Origin of the sequence: Microbacterium sp. C5A9 (assembly GCF_022627955.1) — a bacterium.
Taxonomy (GTDB): Bacteria; Actinomycetota; Actinomycetes; order Actinomycetales; family Microbacteriaceae; genus Microbacterium.
The window spans coordinates 128,806-147,660 of sequence record NZ_JABXGD010000004.1; the positions used below are offsets into that span (position 1 = coordinate 128,806).

At 69.4% G+C, this 18,855-nt stretch carries 18 protein-coding genes; 8 read left to right on the top strand and 10 right to left on the bottom strand.

What is annotated here, in order from left to right; translation table 11 throughout:
• The first annotated feature begins 8 nt into the window (after positions 1–8).
• From HWD99_RS09240 to HWD99_RS09250, 3 genes are read left to right on the top strand one after another with little or no spacing between them, the layout of a single operon-like run.
• Positions 9–494: a hypothetical protein gene (locus HWD99_RS09240; RefSeq protein ID WP_241795952.1), complete on the top strand. Its 486-nt coding sequence runs from the start codon at positions 9–11 to the stop codon at positions 492–494.
• 37 nt (positions 495–531) lie between these two features.
• Positions 532–1,104 carry an HhH-GPD-type base excision DNA repair protein gene (locus HWD99_RS09245; protein WP_241795953.1) on the top strand — a complete coding sequence of 191 codons (573 nt, stop codon included), beginning with the start codon at positions 532–534 and terminating at the stop codon, positions 1,102–1,104.
• Entirely contained in the window at positions 1,101–1,526 is a 426-nt protein-coding gene (locus HWD99_RS09250; protein ID WP_241795954.1) for a DUF1801 domain-containing protein, read from the top strand. Before HWD99_RS09245 ends, HWD99_RS09250 begins: the two co-directional genes overlap by 4 nt.
• 22 nt (positions 1,527–1,548) lie before the next feature.
• Here HWD99_RS09250 and HWD99_RS09255 read toward each other — a convergent pair whose 3' ends face one another.
• From HWD99_RS09255 to HWD99_RS09270, 4 genes are all read right to left on the bottom strand, one after another.
• Positions 1,549–2,031 (bottom strand): hypothetical protein, encoded by a 483-nt coding sequence (locus HWD99_RS09255; protein ID WP_241795955.1) that lies wholly within the window; start codon positions 2,029–2,031, stop codon positions 1,549–1,551.
• 56 nt (positions 2,032–2,087) lie between these two features.
• Positions 2,088–2,840, bottom strand: coding sequence for a hypothetical protein (locus HWD99_RS09260; protein WP_241795956.1), 753 nt, complete (start codon positions 2,838–2,840; stop codon positions 2,088–2,090).
• 5 nt (positions 2,841–2,845) lie between these two features.
• Positions 2,846–4,231 carry a glycine--tRNA ligase gene (locus HWD99_RS09265; RefSeq protein ID WP_241795957.1) on the bottom strand — a complete coding sequence of 462 codons (1,386 nt, stop codon included), beginning with the start codon at positions 4,229–4,231 and terminating at the stop codon, positions 2,846–2,848.
• Positions 4,232–4,344: 113 nt separating this feature from the next.
• Positions 4,345–5,034, bottom strand: a complete 690-nt coding sequence (locus tag HWD99_RS09270) for a GNAT family N-acetyltransferase (RefSeq protein ID WP_241795958.1) — start codon at positions 5,032–5,034, stop codon at positions 4,345–4,347.
• Between the two features lie 91 nt (positions 5,035–5,125).
• Here HWD99_RS09270 and HWD99_RS09275 point away from each other — a divergent pair, with 91 nt between their 5' ends.
• Both HWD99_RS09275 and HWD99_RS09280 read left to right on the top strand, forming a co-directional pair.
• Positions 5,126–6,589: a peptide MFS transporter gene (locus tag HWD99_RS09275; protein ID WP_241795959.1), complete on the top strand. Its 1,464-nt coding sequence runs from the start codon at positions 5,126–5,128 to the stop codon at positions 6,587–6,589.
• Between the two features lie 59 nt (positions 6,590–6,648).
• The gene (locus HWD99_RS09280) at positions 6,649–8,091 is read left to right on the top strand and encodes an MFS transporter (protein WP_241795960.1); all 1,443 of its coding nucleotides are present in this window, start codon (positions 6,649–6,651) and stop codon (positions 8,089–8,091) included.
• A 19-nt stretch (positions 8,092–8,110) separates the two neighbouring features.
• Here HWD99_RS09280 and HWD99_RS09285 read toward each other — a convergent pair whose 3' ends face one another.
• From HWD99_RS09285 to HWD99_RS09300, 4 genes are all read right to left on the bottom strand, one after another.
• On the bottom strand, positions 8,111–8,506 hold the full coding sequence (locus HWD99_RS09285) for a hypothetical protein (protein ID WP_241795961.1): 396 nt from the start codon (positions 8,504–8,506) through the stop codon (positions 8,111–8,113).
• 37 nt (positions 8,507–8,543) lie between these two features.
• On the bottom strand, positions 8,544–9,467 hold the full coding sequence (locus tag HWD99_RS09290) for a serine hydrolase (protein WP_241795962.1): 924 nt from the start codon (positions 9,465–9,467) through the stop codon (positions 8,544–8,546).
• A gap of 179 nt (positions 9,468–9,646) precedes the next feature.
• A complete protein-coding gene (locus tag HWD99_RS09295) occupies positions 9,647–11,611 on the bottom strand; it encodes a M13 family metallopeptidase (RefSeq protein ID WP_241795963.1) in 1,965 nt (654 codons plus the stop codon).
• Positions 11,612–11,660: 49 nt separating this feature from the next.
• Positions 11,661–12,218 carry a DUF1992 domain-containing protein gene (locus HWD99_RS09300; RefSeq protein ID WP_241795964.1) on the bottom strand — a complete coding sequence of 186 codons (558 nt, stop codon included), beginning with the start codon at positions 12,216–12,218 and terminating at the stop codon, positions 11,661–11,663.
• A 108-nt stretch (positions 12,219–12,326) separates the two neighbouring features.
• Here HWD99_RS09300 and HWD99_RS09305 point away from each other — a divergent pair, with 108 nt between their 5' ends.
• A complete protein-coding gene (locus tag HWD99_RS09305; RefSeq protein ID WP_241795965.1) occupies positions 12,327–13,646 on the top strand; it encodes an MATE family efflux transporter in 1,320 nt (439 codons plus the stop codon).
• A 30-nt stretch (positions 13,647–13,676) separates the two neighbouring features.
• Here HWD99_RS09305 and HWD99_RS09310 read toward each other — a convergent pair whose 3' ends face one another.
• Positions 13,677–14,336 (bottom strand): TrmH family RNA methyltransferase, encoded by a 660-nt coding sequence (locus HWD99_RS09310; protein ID WP_241795966.1) that lies wholly within the window; start codon positions 14,334–14,336, stop codon positions 13,677–13,679.
• Between the two features lie 69 nt (positions 14,337–14,405).
• Here HWD99_RS09310 and HWD99_RS09315 point away from each other — a divergent pair, with 69 nt between their 5' ends.
• Complete coding sequence (locus HWD99_RS09315) at positions 14,406–15,701, top strand: Nramp family divalent metal transporter (protein ID WP_241795967.1); 1,296 nt, start codon at positions 14,406–14,408, stop codon at positions 15,699–15,701.
• Between the two features lie 116 nt (positions 15,702–15,817).
• Here the strand turns inward: HWD99_RS09315 and HWD99_RS09320 are convergent, their stop codons facing one another.
• The gene (locus tag HWD99_RS09320) at positions 15,818–18,403 is read right to left on the bottom strand and encodes a rhamnogalacturonan lyase (protein WP_241795968.1); all 2,586 of its coding nucleotides are present in this window, start codon (positions 18,401–18,403) and stop codon (positions 15,818–15,820) included.
• A gap of 146 nt (positions 18,404–18,549) precedes the next feature.
• Between HWD99_RS09320 and HWD99_RS09325 the strand changes: the two genes are divergently transcribed.
• The gene (locus HWD99_RS09325) at positions 18,550–18,852 is read left to right on the top strand and encodes a hypothetical protein (RefSeq protein WP_241795969.1); all 303 of its coding nucleotides are present in this window, start codon (positions 18,550–18,552) and stop codon (positions 18,850–18,852) included.
• Positions 18,853–18,855: the final 3 nt, after the last annotated feature.

Here is an 18,855-nt window from a genome sequence, read left to right on the forward strand (position 1 = left end):
CTGGGAGCATGCTCGTGGACCCGAATGTGATCGGCATCATCATCGCCCTGTTCGCCTTCACCGCCACCGTGCTCGGCGGGGTCTCCCGCATGCTCGCGCGGCAGTCCCGCGGGCTGGATGTGCGCTTCGACAGGATCGATGACCGGTTCGCGAGTGTCGAGACGCAGATCACCGACCTGAAGACCGAGCTGAAGGGCGACATCGCGGACGTGAGAGTCGAGATCGCGGACCTCCGCACCGAACTGAAGACCGACATCGCCGCGGTCCGCACCGAACTCGCCGACGTCCGCGCCGAGCTCAAGACCGACATCGCCGCGGTCCGCGCCGAACTCGCCGACGTCCGCGCCGAACTCAAGAACGACATCGCCGCAGTGAAGACCGAACTCAAGGCCGATATCGCCGAGGTTCGCACCGAACTCAAGGCCGACATCGCCGACCTCCGCGTCTCGATCGCTCGCCTCGAGGGGCCGTTGCCGAAGCTGCAGCGCCTCTGACCTCTCGCCGCCGTGCGTCGAGTGACAGACTGGACTCATGGCCCTTCACATCACCGGAGACACCGCCGCTGACTCCCTGCTGACCGACAACCCCCTCGCTCTGCTGGTGGGCATGCTGCTCGACCAGCAGGTGCCCATGGAGACCGCGTTCGCGGGACCGCTCAAGATCGAGCAGCGCACCGGCGCCGCGGATGCCACGACCATCGCCGGCATGGACCCCGACGAGTTCCTCACCGCGTTCAAGGAGACGCCCGCGGTTCATCGGTTCCCCGGCTCCATGGCCGCGCGCGTGCAGACCCTCTGCCAGGAGATCGTCGACCGGTGGGGCGGCGACGCGTCGGCGATCTGGACCGACGGCGACCCGTCGGGAGCGGAAGTGCTGACGCGCCTCAAGGCCCTGCCGGGATTCGGCGAGCAGAAGGCGAAGATCTTCCTCGCGCTGCTGGGCAAGCAGTACGGATTCACCGGATCCGGCTGGCGTGAGGCAGCCGGGGACTACGGCGTCGAGGGGTCGTTCCGCAGCGTCGCCGACATCGTCTCGCCCGAATCGCTGACCAAGGTGCGCGAGCACAAGAAGGCGATGAAGGCCGCTGCCAAGGCGAAGGCATGAAGCCCACCGGCGACGACGTCGCCGGACTCATCGCCCGCTCCGCCCCCGCCGTGCGACGTCGGGATGCCGAGACGCTGACCGCGCTCATGCAGGAGATCACCGGACGCGAACCGCAGACCTGGGGAACGATCATCGGCTTCGGCAGCTGCCACTACCGCTACCCCACGGGAACCGAGGGCGACAGCGGACTGCTCGGCTTCGCGCCGCGCAAGGCGGCGACGACGATCTATCTGTTCGACGGCGTCGACGCCCACCGCGACGCTCTCGAGAGGCTCGGTCCGCACACCACCGGCGTCGGATGCCTCTACATCAAGGATCTCGAGCAGGTCGATCTCGACGTGCTGCGCGGCATCCTGGAACGCTCGCTCGCCTGGGTCGAGGCGGGCGGTACGGATCAGGTGCAGCTCACCGTCACCGGCTGACGGAGGCGGCGCCGCGGGCAGGTCAGCGCAGCACCTCGACCAGCGCGACCCAGGAGACGACGATCGCAGACACGATCGCCAGCAGACACCCGGCCGCCGCGAGGTACAGCCCCGCCGGATTGCCCAGCGCGACGAGGATGCCCGCAGCGAGATAACCCGCGATCGGCAGGAATCCGACCAGGTACTTGAGGGGCCGTGCCCGGTCAGCGGGATCGGTGTCCGCAGCGATCAGCGTCGTCGCGTGTATCTGGAACGCGGACGCGAGCACGGCGATCAGAATCGTGAGGATGCCGAGCCAGACCTCGTCGATGCCCGGGACGAGACCGAGCCCCGACACGGTGAGCGCGAGGACGAGCGCCGCTATGCCCGCGAGGAGCCGCGCGGTGAGAGTCCGCGACTTCACGATCTCGCCGATGTTGACGCTCGCGGCGACGATCACGAGGCCTGCCAACGCCGCTGTCGCGCCTGCCATCGCGACATTGAACTCGCTCCAGTGCTCGATCATGGGGTCAGCATAGGCCCGCACGGATCGGGGCGTGATCAGATCGGCGAGGCCGGGGTTCAGAGGTCTTCGGTGCCCGTGCGCTGCGTCGCCACCGCAGCACGGGCACGATGCCGGACAGCCGGAACCGCGAACAGAAGCACGATCGCCGCGATGATCCCCCGGACGATCCAGAGCCCCGGGCCCCAGATCACCTCGTAGGTGCCGGGGATGCCGAAGAACGCGGCGATGATCTGCGCTTCGGCGCTGCGCCCGACCTCACCGCTCGAGATCGACAGGCCTCCGACGATGCACACCACGCCGAGGGCGAGCAGGACGAGCGGCATGATCGCCGCGGCCGGTCGAGCCTCACCGCGCATGATCAGACCGATCGCCTTCACGAGCGAGACCAGGGGGAACACGAAGAAGAACCACACCAGGGCGCCGAGCATCACGCCGACGCCGATGAAGATCGGTACCCAGATCAGCATCCAGGGGCTCTCGTCGCCGATGAAGTAATCGGGGTCGCGCAGCATCGCGACCCCGAAGCCGAGCAGCGTTCCGACCGGGAGCACGACGAGCATGAGCCACGCCACGGGCATCGGCACCCGCTTGCGCTTCCCGAGGCGTGTCATCACGATCTGGATGACCAGCGCCGATGCGATCGCCGGGATTCCGAACATCGCGATGATCGGCGCTGCGCCGTCGTTCTCGCGCAGGTCGAGCACGGCGAGCAGCATCCAGCTGATCGCGAGCGCACCGCTCACGATCAGCGCGACCGGACGTGTCGCCGTCCGCCGCTCCGCCTGAACGCTTCCCCCCGGAGCATCCATGGGACTCAGGCGCCTTTGAGGCGCTCCGCGAGGTACTGGTGCAGCTCGTCGATCGAGACGCGCTCCTGGGCCATGGTGTCGCGGTCGCGCACCGTGACGGCACGGTCGTCGAGCGAGTCGAAGTCGACCGTGACGCAGAACGGCGTGCCGATCTCGTCCTGGCGACGGTATCGACGGCCGATCGCGCCCGCGTCGTCGAAGTCGACCGCCCACGAGCTGCGCAGGGTGTCGGCGACCTCGCGAGCCAGGGGCGACAGGCGCTCGTTGCGGCTCAGCGGCAGAACCGCGGCCTTCACCGGAGCCAGGCGCGGGTCGAGCTTGAGCACGGTGCGCACGTCGGTGCCGCCCTTGGCGTTCGGCACCTCCTCTTCGCGATACGCGTCGACGAGGAATGCCATCATGGCGCGCGTGAGACCGAACGACGGCTCGATCACGTACGGCGTGTAGCGATCGCCCGTGGCCTGGTCGAAGTACGTCAGGCTCTGGCCCGAGGCCTCGCTGTGGCTCGACAGGTCGTAGTCGGTGCGGTTGGCGACACCCATGAGTTCGCCCCACTCCTTGCCCGTGAAGCCGAAGCGGTACTCGACGTCGATGGTGCCGGCGGAGTAGTGCGCGCGGTCGTCTTCGGGCACGTCGAACTGACGCATGTTCTCGGGGTCGATCCCGAGGTCGATGAACCAGTTCCAGCAGGCCTCGACCCAGTGCTCGAACCACTCCTGCGCCTCGGCGGGCGGCGTGAAGAACTCGATCTCCATCTGCTCGAACTCGCGCGTGCGGAAGATGAAGTTGCCGGGGGTGATCTCGTTGCGGAACGCCTTGCCGACCTGGCCGATGCCGAACGGCGGCTTCTTGCGGCTCGCGGTGAGCACGTTCGAGAAGTTCACGAAGATGCCCTGCGCGGTCTCGGGGCGCAGGAAGTACAGGCCGGACTCGTCGTCGACCACGCCGAGGTACGTCTTGACCAGGCCGGAGAAGGCCTTGGGCTCGGTGTACTGGCCCTTCGTGCCGCAGTTCGGGCAGGGCACGTCGGCGAGACCGTTCTCGGCCTTGCGGCCCTTGCGGGCCTCGAAGTCCTCGATGAGGTTGTCGGCCCGGAAGCGCTTGTGGCACTGCAGGCACTCGACCAGGGGGTCGGTGAAGGTCGCCACGTGACCGGATGCCTCCCAGACGCGCTTGGGGAGGATGATGCTGGAGTCGAGGCCGACCATGTCGCCCCGGCCGCGCACGAACGTCTGCCACCACTGACGTCGGATGTTCTCCTTGAGCTCGGTGCCGAGGGGACCGTAGTCCCATGCCGACCGCGAACCGCCGTAGATCTCACCGGCCTGGAACACGAACCCGCGGTGGCGGGCGAGGGCGATGACCTTGTCGAGGCGGGACTGTTCGGCCACGGTGGCTCCAATGGTCGGCTGTGGGAGATGACCCGTGATCACGGGCACATCAATCTTATCCGCGCCGGATGGAGCGCAACTCTCCGACCTCGGGTCTCTCGAGCCCTCGAGGCTCAGGCCGAGAAGAGGTAGCCCTTCTCGACGTCGAAGCCCGCGAGGGTCAGCCCGCTGCCGAGCAGCCCCTCCATCTGCGCTCGCAGGCGCAGGCGCCACTCGTGCGCGGCATCGGGGTCGGACACCCTCATCGCCTCGATGTCGGTCGGGATCTCGAGCGTCTCGACGACGGACTCGGGATCCGGCTGCTTCGCGATGTCGGCGAGCGCCCATTCCACGTCGAGCCGATCGCTCTCGTCACCCGCGTCGCCGCCGCCGAAGATCCCGTAGCGGTTGACGGAGTATCCGGTCGCGCGAGCGCCGAGCACCGTGAGGAAGAAGTGCGCGTTGCGGGCGACGAGCGGGTCGAAGGTCCAGCTGATGCGTCCGACATCGCGTGAGAACGCCCACTGTCGCTGGTGCTCCTTGAGCTCCCGCCCCCACCCGCGGCCGCGGTACTCGGGCAGCAAGGCGGTGATGTGCGAGTGCATGGCCCGCCGCGCCGGAGCGCCGAAGAAGGCGATCGAGGCGCCGACCATGCGCTCCTCCCCCTCCTCGGCATCGAAGAGACCGACGACGTAGTTGCCCGACTGCTGCAGCGCACGCAGGGTTCCGGCGTCGATGACGCGCTCGGGGCCGCGGATCGAGTCCAGCAGGCTCTGCGCGTCGATGATGAGTTCAACGGTGTCGAGATCACGGATGGTTCGCACGACCCCAGTCTGCCCCTCCCGCGCGGGATTTCGGAATCGTGCGACGCGATCGGGCTGGGATCCGCGCCCTGACCGGGCGTACCGTGGGGGGATGGCATCAAGCGACACCACAGCCGAGAAGTCGGACACCCGGTTCTTCGGGCAGCCCTGGGCCCTCGTCCACGTCTTCGGTGTGGAGATGTGGGAGCGGTTCAGCTTCTACGGCATGCAGGGCATCCTGCTGATCTACCTGTACTTCTCGGTCACCGAGGGCGGGCTCGGCCTCTCCCAGGCCGTCGCCGGAGGAATCGTCGGCGCGTACGGCGGATCTGTCTATCTCTCGACCATCCTCGGCGCCTGGGTCGCCGACCGCATCCTGGGGTCGGAGCGGGTCCTGTTCCTCAGCGCGATCGTCATCGTCGCCGGTCACGTGGCCCTCGCACTGCTGCCCGGGTTCCTCGGCGTCGGAGTCGGTCTCGTCCTGGTGGCGCTCGGCTCGGGCGGCCTCAAGGCGAACGCCACAGCCGTCGTCGGCACCCTCTACAGCCCCGAGGACACGCGACGCGATGCCGGATTCTCGCTCTTCTACCTCGGCATCAACCTCGGCGCCTTCCTGGGTCCGATCCTCACCGGCATCCTGCAGTCGACCCTCGGCTTCCACTTCGGGTTCGGGCTCGCCGCGATCGGGATGACCCTCGGCCTGGTGCAGTACGCGTTCGGTCGTCGCGGGCTGCCCGACGAGGCCAGGGCGGTGCCGAACCCTCTGCCCGCGTCGCGGTACCCCCTCGTGGTCGGCGTCGCGGTCGCGGCGGTCGTGCTGATCACCGTGCTCGTGCTCGTCGGCGTCATCACGGCCGACAACCTCTCGACGATCGTCATCATCGCGACGGTCGTCGCCTCGATCGCCTACTTCGCGGTCATCCTCACCAGCCGCCGCATCGACCGCACCGAGCGCTCCCGAGTCTGGGGCTTCCTGCCGCTGTTCATCACGAGCGTCGCGTTCTGGTCGCTGTATCAGCAGCAGTTCACCGTGCTGACCGTGTACTCGGACGAACGGCTGAACCGCAACCTGTTCGGCTTCGAGATGCCGATCTCCTGGGTGCAGTCGATCAACCCCGTGTTCATCATCATCCTGTCGGGGGTCTTCGCCGCGATCTGGACGCGCCTCGGAAAGCGCCAGCCGTCGACGCCGGTGAAGTTCGCGCTCGGAGCCATGATCATGGGCGCCGCCTTCCTGCTGTTCCTGCCCTTCGCCAACGGCGCTGCCAACTCGACGCCGCTCCTCGCGATCGTCGGCATCCTGCTGGTCTTCACGATCGCCGAGCTGCTGATCTCCCCGGTCGGCCTGTCGGTCACGACGAAGCTCGCGCCGCGGGTCTTCCACACCCAGATGGTCGCGCTGTTCTTCCTGTCCGTGGCACTCGGCACGGCGATCTCGGGGTGGCTCGTGCAGTTCTACGACCCGAAGAACGAGGTCCCGTACTTCTCGATCCTCGGCGGCATCGCGATCGTGGTCGGCGTCGGGCTGCTGCTGTCGGCGAAGCCCGTGCTGCGGCTCATGAAGGGCGTGAGCTGACACCCGGCCCGCAGAGGGCGACGCGGCCGGGGCCTCCGGATCGCCGATAGCCTGAAGCGATGGGAGAGAACGACGATCGCGCACGCAGAAGGCTCTCCCGAAAGGTCCCCCGCTGGGCGACCGTCGCCGTGCTCGCCTTCGCCGGGCTCTGCTCGTCGTTCATGTTCACGCTCGTGGTGCCGTTGCAGGCGGAGCTGCCGCGGCTGCTGAACGCCTCGCGCGAGGACACCACATGGGTCGTCACGATCACCCTGCTGGTCGCCGCGGTCGCGACCCCGATCTCGGGCCGCCTCGGGGACATGTACGGCAAGCGCCGCGTCGTGATCGTGCTGCTGTCGCTGCTCATCGTGGGATCCGTCATCGCCGCACTGTCGGGCTCGATCGTGGGGGTCATCATCGGGCGCGCGCTGCAGGGCGCTGTCACAGGAGTCGTTCCCCTCGGCATCGCGATCATGCGGGACGTGCTGCCGCCCGAGCGGCTCGGCACGGCCGTGGCGCTGATGAGCGCCACGATGGGTGTGGGCGGCGCGATCGGGATGCCGGTCGCCGCCCTGCTCGCCGAGAACGCCGACTGGCACTGGCTGTTCTGGCTCGCGGCCGGTCTCGGCGTCGCCGGACTGCTGCTCGTGCTCGCCGCCGTTCCGGAAGACGTCCTGCGCTTCCCGGGCCGCCTCGACGTGCTCGGCGCGATCGGCCTCGCGATCGGGCTCACCGGCATCCTGTTGTTCGTGTCGCGCGGAGCCGAGTGGGGCTGGACGGCACCCCTGACCCTCACCTGCATCATCGGCGGAGTGGGCGTGCTGCTGATCTGGGGCTGGTATCAGCTGCGCACGAAGGACCCGCTGCTCGACCTCCGTGTCGCGGCCCGCCCCGCCGTGCTCTTCACGAACATCGCGGCGATCGGCATGGGCTTCGCGCTGTTCGCCTCGAATGTGACGTTCCCGCAGCTGCTCGAGGGACCCGTGTCCGCCGGCGCCGGCTTCGGACTCGACATGGTCACGGCCTCGCTCATCATCATGCCCGCGGGCCTCGTGATGATGGTCATCTCACCGCTGTCCGGCTTCCTCGAGCGCACGGTCGGGCCCCGCCCGCTCTTCACGGTCGGGGCGGGGGCGATCGTGCTCGCCTACGTCTTCGTGCTGCTGTGGTCGACCGAGGTCTGGCACATCCTCGTCGGCAACCTGCTGATCGGCGTCGGCATCGGCTTCACGTTCGCCGCCATGCCGATGATCATCATGCGCTCGGTGCCGGCGAACGAGACCGGCGCCTCGAACGGACTCAACGCCCTCTTCCGCTCGGTCGGGACCTCGAGCGCGTCCGCCGTGATGGGCGGCGTGCTCGCGGCGATGAGCATCGATGTCGGCGGGGTCTCGGTCCCCACCCGCGCGGCGTTCGACCTCTGCTTCTGGCTCGCGATCGCGGCCGGCATCGTCGCCCTCGTGCTGTCGCTGTTCATCCCGCGCCAGCGGTCTGCCGAGCAGCATCCGTCTCTCCCCGGGTGAACCGGGTCGGCACGTCGTCTCAGATCACGCGCGGATCGGGATCCGTCGGCCGCGGCTGACGGAGCCGCTCGGGAATCGGCCACGCGACGACGTACTTCGGCGTGGGCGGGCGGGTGACGTCGCCGAAGTCGTCGACCTTCACCACGATGCGGCCGTCTGACCCGTCGCGATCCGGAGTGACCTCGAGGATGCGGACGCGCAGCGGGCGCTCGGCCTCGCCGTCGAGCATCCACGGGTCCGCGAGCCACGCGATCCCGTGCTGGTCGAGGGCGTCCTCGGCGTCGAGCCATTCCGTGGCGCCGGCCACGATGCGCCCGAGCACGTCGACGGCGACCCAGCCGTCGCCGTCGGGATGGATCCATCCGAGCAGCTCGCCGTCGTCACGGCGGTGCGGGGTCCAGTCGTCGCGGGGCATTCCCCGATGGTACCCACCGCGGCGGGACCGGGGTCGCTCAGTGCGTGTACTCCATGAGCTCGACGCCCAGGATGCGGAACGCGTCGTGGGCGCGCAGCCGATGCGTGATCGACAGGTCGTCGAAGCAGACGATCAGCGAGTACGCGACGCCTGCCCTGGGGCCGCCGAGCACGCCCGCTTCGGCGCGCACCCCCCGGTCACGCCCGGTCTTGTTGATGAACAGCAGCCCGTGCGCGTCATGATCGTGCGAGAAGGGGTCGAGCCCCGTGGCCGCCGCGACGAGACTGAGGTCCTGGTTCAGGCTCAGCCATTCCGAGACCTGCGCGCTGACCGGCGCGTCGACGACCTGCGAGTTCACGAGGGCGGAGAACAGACCGGCCAGCTCCCGCGCAGACCCCACCGCCACCTGCGGCGCATCGTCGGGCCCGCGCTGATCGCGGAACCGGTCGAGCAGGGCGGTGCGACGCAGGCCCAGAGCCTCGATCCTGTCGCGGACACGGTCGTGGCCGACCCGCTGCAGCAGGGCGTTGACCGCGATCGGATCTCCCGACGTCGCGGCGAGCACCGCGAGATCTTCGAGCGGCAGAGCAGGGGCGTGCAGGTGCCGCCACACCCCCGCGGAGGAGACCGGAGCGACGGCGCTGCGCTCGACGATCTCGAGCGGGTCGAGGGACCCCGCCGCGAAGCCGGCCGCCACTTCGATCAGCAGGGGCACGACGCCGAGTCCGGCGACGGGCATGGTGACGTGGTCGTCACCGGAGAGCACGTGCACATGGTTGTCGAGGTCGACCACGTGCACCGACACCTGGGCGCCGGACTCGACGAGCTGTTCCAGTGCACGCGTCGTCGAGGTGAACGACCGACGGCCGGCGGCGGCACGACGCGGCAGCCGGCGGCTCGTCTGCTGAGAGCGGCGCAGCGAGGCCAGAGGTGGCCCATCGACAGGCTCGGAAACGCCCACGCGTGATCCTTCGGAGGGGGATTGGATTGGCGGGATGCTGCGGGGTCCATCCGCCGCAGCACGGATATCGTAACCCCCTCAGGTGAGGATGCCCTATGCGCTCCGGTATACGGTCATCTGATCGTCATACAGAAGGCACCAGGGCACCCCTCCGCGCCTGATCGGTCACGACGGCGGGATCACCAGATGGTGACGCGCGACTCCTGCGGCAGCCAGAGCGCGTCGGACTCGGTGACGCCGAACGCGTCATAGAACGCATCGATGTTGCGCACGATCTGATTGCAGCGGAACTCGTTCGGCGAGTGCGGGTCGATGGTCAGCAGTCGCAGAGTCTCGGCGTCACGGCTCTTCTGCTGCCACACCTGCGCCCACGACAGCAGCAGCCGCTGCACGCCGGTGTAGCCGTCGATGACGGGGGCTTCGCCGCCGTTGAGCGAGAGCTCGTACGCCTTGAGCGCGATCCCGAGCCCACCGAGGTCGCCGATGTTCTCGCCGATCGTCAGCGCACCGTTGACGTGATGCTCGGGGTCGAGTCCCTCGGGGACGAGCTCGTCGTACTGCGCGATGAGAGCCTTCGTGCGCTCCTCGAACGCCGAGCGATCGGCATCCGTCCACCAGTCCTCGAGCTTGCCGTCGCCGTCGTAGCGGCTGCCCTGGTCGTCGAAGCCGTGGCCGATCTCGTGGCCGATGACCGCGCCGATGCCGCCGTAGTTGGCCGCGGCGTCGCGGGAGACGTCGAAGAAGGGGTACTGCAGGATCGCCGCGGGGAAGACGATCTCGTTCATCGACGGGTTGTAGTAGGCGTTGACCATCTGTGGCGGCATGTGCCACTCGTCACGGTCGATGGGCGTGCCGACCTTGGCGACGTTGCGGTCATGCTCGAAGATCGCCGCGCGACGCACGTTGCCGAACAGGTCTGCACGGTCGATGACGAGGCTCGAGTAGTCGCGCCACACCGTGGGGTGACCGATCTTGGGCGTGAACGAGTCGAGCTTCGCCAGCGCGCGCTCGCGGGTCTCGGCCGTCATCCACTCGAGGTCGGTGATGCTGCGGCGGTACGCCTCGATGAGGTTGGCGACGAGCTCGTCCATCGCGGCCTTCGCCGTCGGCGGATAGTGACGCTCGACGTAGACCTTGCCGATCGCCTCGCTGAGCGCGCTCTCGGTGACCGAGACGCCGCGCTTCCAGCGCTCGCGGATGGTCGGCACGCCGGTGAGTTCGGTGCCGTAGAACGAGAAGTTCTCCTGCACGAAGTCGTCGGTGAGGTAGGGCGCTGCCGCATGCACGACCTGCGCGCGCAGCCACGCCTTCCAGTCGTCGAGGCGCTCGGCGGTGAGCAGCGAGCCGAGCCCTTCGAGGAAGCTCGGCTGGGAGACGACGACCTCGGCGAACGCCTCGGGGTGGGCGGGAGCGACGGCGTCGCGCCACGGCTCGAGGTCGACCCCGGCGAGATCCTGGATCTCGGCCCACGTCTTGAGGTTGTAGGTGGCGACCGCGTCGCGGCTGCGCACGTTGTCCCAGTGATGACCGGCGAGCTCGGTCTCGAGAGCGATCGCGCGGTCGGCGGTCGCCGCCGCATCCGGGATCTCCGCCAGAGTCAGCAGCCGCTCCAGGTGCGCGCGGTACGCCGCACGCGTCTCGGCGAACGTGTCGAGACGGAAGTAGCTCTCATCGGGCAGCGAGAGACCTGACTGCACGACGACGGGCAGGTAGCGCTCGGGGTCGCCGGGGTCGCCGTCGACGTAGAAGCCGATCAGGTGCGCGCGACCGTCGCGGTCGTAGGCACCGACCGTGCGCAGGAACGCGGGGATGCCGTCGATCGCGTCGATCTCGGCGAGCGTCTCGGCCAGCGGCGTGACACCGGCGGCCGCGATGCGCTCGGTGTCCATGAAGCTCGCGAACAGGTCGCCGATCTTGCGGGCGAGGGTGCCCTCGTCGGCGCCCTGCGATTCCTCGATGATCGCGCGGACGTCTTTCTCGGCCTGCTCAGCGAGCAGGTGGAACGAGCCCCACCGCGCCTTGTCGCCCGGGATCTCAGTGCGCGCGAGCCAGGCGCCGTTGACGTGGCGGTACAGATCGTCCTGCGGGCGGATGTCGGAGCTGAACTCGGTGGTCTCGAGGCCGGAGGGAAGCACGTCTGTCATGCGCCCAGCCTATGCGGCGCTCCGACATTCGGGCGGAATCACGCCACGATCATGCGGAGCGACGGATGCCGAGACGCCGGCGCCGCCGTGGAGGCTGCGGCGGCGCGTCCGCGGCGCGTTCGTCGAGCCGGGCCGCACGACGCTCGGCCCACGCGGCGACCTCGGCATCGATGTCCCGCGGCGCCGTGACCACGGGAGGCCCTCCCTGCAGCTGCCGCCGCGCCTCGATCACGCGTCGGTTGAAGTCCTCGAGCACCTCGCGCACGTCGGCCTCGCGTCCGAGCAGGTCGAGGTGCGCGTTGAGCTCACGGTCCTCGGTGCGCAGCAGGATCGCGGGCGGGCCCAGGCCCGTGAGGTTCTCCTGCTGGATCTTGCGGCGGATCCACCAGTCCGGATCGTGGTGCGTGCCGAGGCCCTCCAGCGGCTTGCCCGCGCCCGGCAGATCGTCGAAGTCTCCCCGACGGATCGCGATCTGGATCGCGGTCTCGATGAACGCGGCCTGGTCGACGGCCGCCGCGAACCCGGGAGGACCGACGGCGGTCTCCTCCTCGGCCTCACCCTGCTGCTGAGCGCGGTATCTCGCCGCGGCCTCTCTCGGATCCGTCATGACGCACCTCCGTGGCATCCGGTCACTCCAGGGTACGGCCGCTTCGCGCCGGGAGGCGCGTGCGGCCGCACCGGCATCGGCAGGCGTGTCAGCCAATAGGCTCGGAGGATGACCGAGCGCACTCTCAACCGCGAGATCCTGCGCCTCGCCGTCCCCGCCCTCGGCGCTCTGATCGCCGAGCCCGCGTTCCTCATCGTCGACGCCGCCCTCGTCGGCCATCTCGGCACGACCCCGCTCGCCGGACTCGGCATCGCGGGCGCCGTGCTGCAGACGATCGTCGGCCTCATGGTCTTCCTCGCGTACTCGACCACGCCGGCGGTCGCCCGGCTGTTCGGTGCCGGACGACCGGGCGAAGCCGTCTCGGTCGGCATCAACGGCATGTGGCTCGCCCTCGCGATCGGAGCGGTGCTCGCCGCCGCCGGCGCGGCGTCGTCGCCCTGGCTGGTGTCGCTGTTCGGCGCGAGCGATGCGGTCGCTGCCGATGCGAACGCGTACCTGGTGGTCTCGATGTGGGGCCTGCCTGCGATGCTGATCGTCTTCGCGGCCACCGGACTGCTGCGCGGGATGCAGGACACGGTGACCCCGCTGTGGATCGCCGGCCTCGGCTTCGGCGCCAACGCCCTGCTCAACGTCCTCTTCATCTACGGCCTGGGCTGGGGCATCGCCGGCTCCGCGGCGGGCACCGTCGTGGCGCAGTGGGGCATGGTCGGCGCCTACGTCCTCGTGATCCGCAGGCTCGCCGCCACGCACGACGCCTCGCTGCGGGCGCGTCGCGAGGGGCGCGGCAACACCGCGCGATCCGGCGGGTGGCTGTTCCTGCGCACGGTGAGCCTGCGGGCGGCGCTGCTGGTGACGGTCGCCGTCGCCACGGGCCTGGGCACGCAGGAGCTCGCGGGCTGGCAGATCGTGTTCACGATCTTCTCGGCCGCCGCCTTCGCACTCGATGCCCTGGCCATCGCCGCGCAGGCGCTGATCGGCAAGGAGCTCGGCGCAGGTGACGAACGGCAGGTGCACAGGGTGCTCAGACGCACGGTCGCCTGGGGAGCCTGGTTCGGGGTGATCGTCGGCGCGCTCATCGCCGCCCTCTCAGGTGTGCTCGGCATCGTGTTCACGGGTGACCCGACGGTCGCGGCCCTCGTGCAGCCGGCTCTCCTGATCCTCGCCGTCGCGCAGCCGATCGCCGGCGTCGTGTTCGTGCTCGACGGCGTGCTCATGGGCGCGAACGATGCGCGCTACCTCGCGATCGCCGGCGGGCTCAACCTGGTCCCCTTCCTGCCCGCGCTGTGGATCATCGCGGCGACCGGGGTCGACGGTGCCGCCGGTCTCATCTGGCTCGCGGTCGCGTTCTTCGGCATCTACCTTCTCGCGAGGCTCGCGACGCTCGGGTGGCGGGTGCGCTCCGGCCGCTGGGTCACCGCAGGCGCCTGACACCCGGCCGGCAGACGCACGCGGCGCCCGTCAGTCGGCGTATCTCCGGCACCACTCGTACATGATCACGGCAGCCGCAGCACTCGCGTTGATCGACCGGGTCGAGCCGTACTGCGTGATCTCGATATGGGCGGATGCCGCGGCGAGCGCCGCCTCCGAGAGCCCCGGCCCCTCCTGCCCGAAGAGCAGAACACAGCGCTGCGGCAGGTCGGCGCGATCGACGGGCACAGCACCCTCGACGTTGTCGACCGCGATGATCGGGATCCCCTGCGCCGCCGCCCATGCCGCGAACGTCTCGACGTCTTCGTGGTGCACGACGTGCTGATACCGGTCGGTGACCATGGCGCCGCGCTTGTTCCAGCGTCGGCGTCCGATGATGTGCACGGTGTCGGCGAGGAACGCGTTGGCACTGCGCACGATCGACCCGATGTTCATGTCGTGCTGCCAGTTCTCGATCGCGACGTGGAACGGGTGCCGCTGCGTGTCGAGGTCGGCGACGATCGCCTCCATGCGCCAGTAGCGGTAGCGGTCGATCACGTTTCGGGTGTCGCCCACCGCGAGCAGCTCGGGATCGTACTGCTCGTCCGTCGGCCACTCGGACTCGCCACCCGGCCAGGGGCCGACGCCGTAGCCGGGCTGAGGCGACGCGTCTCCGCTGTCCGTCGGGTTCCGGGCCGGCTGCGCATCCATCCGGCAAGCGTATCCGCCACCCCCGCCATCGATATTTAGGTGTACCGAAAAATCCGCTACGATTTCGGCATGCCTAAAAATTCCGTCGTCGACGATGCACCCGCCGGAGGAACCGCGCGGACCACCCCTCCGCGCAGTCTCTGGCTGCTCGGCCCCGCTCTCGTCGCCGGAGTGGCCTATCTCGACCCCGGCAACGTCGCGAGCAACATGACCGCGGGCGCCCAGTACGGCTACCTGCTCGTCTGGGTCGTCATCGCCGGCAACGTCATGGCCTGGCTGATCCAGTACCTGTCGGCCAAGCTCGGCGTCGTCACCGGGCAGAGCCTCCCCGAGGTCCTGGGCGCGCGCCTCACGAGACCGTGGGCTCGGCGGGCCTACTGGCTGCAGGCCGAGCTCGTGGCCATGGCGACCGACCTGGCCGAGGTCATCGGCGGCGCGGTCGCCCTGTACCTGCTGTTCGACATCCCGCTGCTGCTCGGCGGGGTGATCACCGGCGCCGTGTCGATGATCCTGCTGGCCGTGCAGAGCCGTCGCGGTGCACGCCCCTTCGAGTTCGTGATCATCGGGCTCATGCTCATCATCACGGTCGGCTTCGTCGCCGGGCTCTTCGTCGCACCGCCCGACCCTGCCGGAGTGGTCGGCGGTCTCGTCCCGCGCTTCGAGGACACCGGATCGGTGCTGCTCGCGGCATCCATCCTCGGCGCGACGATCATGCCCCACGCGATCTACGCCCACTCGTCTCTGACCCGCGACCGGTTCGGCTCGGCGGCAGCGCACGCCCCGACCGAGGCGGCGCGCACCGAGACGTCGCGCATCCGCCGCCTGCTCACCGCCACCCGCTGGGACGTCTCGATCGCGATGCTGATCGCCGGCACGGTGAATCTCGGCATCCTGCTGCTGGCGGCCGCCAACCTGGCCGGGGTCGAGGGCACCGACTCGCTCGAGGGTGCGCACGCAGCCCTCGCAGCCGGACTCGGCCCCGTGGTCGCCACCTTCTTCGCGGTCGGGCTTCTCGCATCGGGACTCGCGTCGACGTCGGTCGGCGCCTACGCCGGGGCGGAGATCATGCACGGACTGTTGCACGTGCGCATCCCCCTGCTCGCGCGACGCCTCGTGACCCTCATTCCGGCCCTGGTGATCCTCGGCATCGGCGTCGACCCCACGCTCGCCCTCGTGCTCAGCCAGGTGGTGCTGTCGTTCGGCATCCCGTTCGCGCTGATCCCGCTCGTCGCGCTCACCGCGCAGAAGCGCACTCTCGGCATCTGGGCCAATCGCACCTGGACCACCGCCGCCGGCATCCTCGCATCCGTGCTCCTCATCGCACTCAACGGCGCTCTGCTCTGGCTGGTGCTCACGGGCGCCTGACCCAGCCCGGCGCCTGACCCGCACAGCGCGCGCACAGCGCGCCGCGCGCACGGAGAACCGCCCCGAGCCGGCACGGGAAGGAGTCGGCTCGGGGCGGCGGTCTGTCGACGCGGACGTCAGCGCCTGCGGAAGGTCTCCGTCCAGACCGACGTGGCGCCGTCGGCGATGCGATACCCGCTGTCGGGAACGGCGACGACCGTCACCTCACCGGTGACACGCACCTTGCCGTTGCGCGAGGTGACCTCCTCGCCGTTCACGTAGTAGGTCACGCCCCTGACGTTCTTGGGCACCTGCACCTCGTCGTGCGCCGTGCCGGGGCGGTCCTTGAAGGTCGGCGCCTTCGGAGTCACGGCTGCGGTCAGCACGGGGACGTCCCCCCAGTCGAGGTCGCTCGCCAGGTAGTACGAGGTGTACGCCGGCTGGTTGTACGTCGTCTGCTGACGGGCGGTCTCGACCCGGTACTGCACGTCGTGCATCAGCGTCGTGAGCTTGTGCGCGGTCGGCTCGGTGGTCGTGAAGAACCGCAGCGCGCTCGAGTCCGCGGTGCGCACCAGCAGCTCCTCCCGCCAGTCGCCCAGCACGTCGGCGACGAGCGACGGGTTCCCCTTGGTGCCGTTGTTCGTGAGTGTGCCGGTCGCGGTCAGCACGGTTCCACGCGTCCAGTCGTCGATGGTCGGCGTCTGGGTGCCACTGCCGTTCACGAGCTGGGTGGTCATGTCACCGGCCCACCTGATCGACATGTTCGTCCCCGGGGTCTCGGGCTGCAGCACCTCTCCGGTCGCGCTCAGGAGACCGCTCCCTTCTGTGCCGCCCGGCATGCTCGACCACACCTCGATGCCCGGCACGTCGGGTCGCACGTCGCCGATCATGGCACGGCCGGTGTCGCGGCCCGAATAGGCGCCGAACAGGGTCTCGCCGGTCGCCGCATCGCGCATCGCCGACCCGTAGGGGGCACTCGTGGCCCCCTCGTGGGCGGTCCAGATCTCGAGACCGGGGCGGCTCGGATCGATGTCGGCCACGTGCAGCGCGTCTCCGTGGCCGAGTCGCACGTTCTCGCCCGGCGCGGCGCTCCCCTCGGGCAGCACGTCGAACGAGCTGTAGAGCAGACTGCCGTCGTCGTCGATCGTGGCCGAGCCGTAGACGAGCTCCTGCCTGCCGTCGGCATCCACATCGGCGAAGCTGAGCGAGTGGTCGCCCTGCGTGGTGATCGTGCCGAACTCGGGATCCGTGCCGTCGCGCCCGTGCGGCGAGTCGTTGAAGGGGTTGGTCATCGGCACGTGGCCGCTGTCGACCTGCCAGCGCTGACTGAGGTTCTCGCCGTCCCAGTCGAACGTCGTGACGGTCGTGCGTGTGTAGTAGCCCCGGGCGAACACCGCGGAGGGATGCTCGCCGTCGAGGTATCCGACGCCTGCGAGGAAGCGATCGACGCGGTTGGCCGGCTCGACGCGCGACATCGCGTAGTCGCCCCACAGCAGGCCGTCGTCGCCGCGCTCGGTCGGATACGGGATGGTCTGCAGCTCCTCGCCGGTCGCGCTGTCGAAGACCGTGAGGTACTCGGGTCCGTCGACGATGAAGCCCTCGAACTCGCGCAGCAGGTTGCGGTCGCTGCGACTCGGTGCGTACACGTCGATGAAGGTGTCGGCGAGCTCCTCGGCGCTCTCCCGCGAGAGCGGGTAGTCATGCGTGATGGGCAGGCCCCACGCCTCTTCGAGGGTGGCGGGCCACTGCCCCGAGACGACCTCGTCCCGATCGCTCCAGCCGAGGAACATCTCGACGAGGTGCTCCTCGTAGTCCGCGGCGCTCAGCCGGTAGTCGTCGTCGTTCGAGTAGCCGGCGGCCACGTCGGACTCGGGCATCGTGATGTACGACTCGGCCGCCACGGAGCCGTCGTCGGCGTAGCGCACGGACTTCGTGCCCGGCGCCGTCTTCAGCATCGTCTCGGAGCGACCGTCGCCGTCGAAGTCGTAGACGAGGAACTGCGTGTAGTGCGCGCCGGCTCGGATGTTCACACCGAGGTCGAGCCGGTTCAGCAGCGTGCCGTCGAGCTCGTACGTGTCGAGGTAGACCGGGCCCGTGTAGCCCCGCTGCGAGACGTCCTTCGAGTTGGACGGATCCCACTTCACGACGTACTCGTACTGCCCGTCTCCGTCGACATCGCCGACCGAGACGTCGTTGGCCGCGTACGTGTACGTCTCGCCCCTGGGCGTGACGCCGTCGGCGGGCTTCTGCAGAGGCAGGTCGTGATGCCCCTCCGCCCAGGCGGTGACGGATGCCGAGGCGGATGCCGTCAGCTCGACGCCGTGCACCACGGGCACGACGGAGTACACCGAGTCGGCCGAGCCCTCGGCGTCGTCGTAGTTCGCGCTGTCGGTGACCGTGGCGATCTTCTCGCCGTCCCGGTAGACCGCGAAGTCCGGGCCGCTCAGACCCGTGGCGGTCGCACCGCCGGCCTCGGTCGCGAGCAGGCGCCAGCTGAGGAAGACTCCCTCGGCGGTCGACACGGCGACCAGACCGCGGTCGAGTGCCTCGAGCTGAGGGGTCGCGGGGCCGGGGTCGTGGCGCCCGGTGGAGGCGGATGCGGGGGCAGCGCCGGATGCAGGGGCGGTGGTCGCAGCTCCTGCGCTCTGCGCGCCCCCGACGAGGAGGCAGCCGGCAGCCGTGACAGCCACGGCGGCGCGGAACGATCGGTGTCGGATATTCATCGTCGAAATCCTTCTCTGGGCTCGAAGCCCGCTCGGATAGCGTTTTCCCGTGCCCGGTCGAAGCTACCCGCACGGGGTGCGCCCGTCAAGGAATCCGCGCCGATTGAGACGATTCACAGGCAGCAGCGGCGATTAGGCTCGAAGTCATGTCTGCCGAACACGCGCGCCGCACCGTCCGCATCCTCACGTGGATCGGAATCGCGACCGGCGTGGTCGGCGGCCTCCTGGTCGCCTTCCCGACCGTGCTGCCCGTCGGAGGCCCGTGGGTGCAGCTCGCGCTGGGCGTCGCGACGCTCATCCTCGCCTTCCGTGCGCGCAAGATCGGGATCGCCGAGATCGAGGGTTTCGACGGTCGCCTCTCGCTCTTCGCGGCGCTGCTCGGATTCCTCATCGTGTTCTTCGCGGGCCAGGTCGCCTTCGGCATCCTCGTCGACGTCGCCAACCCCTGATCT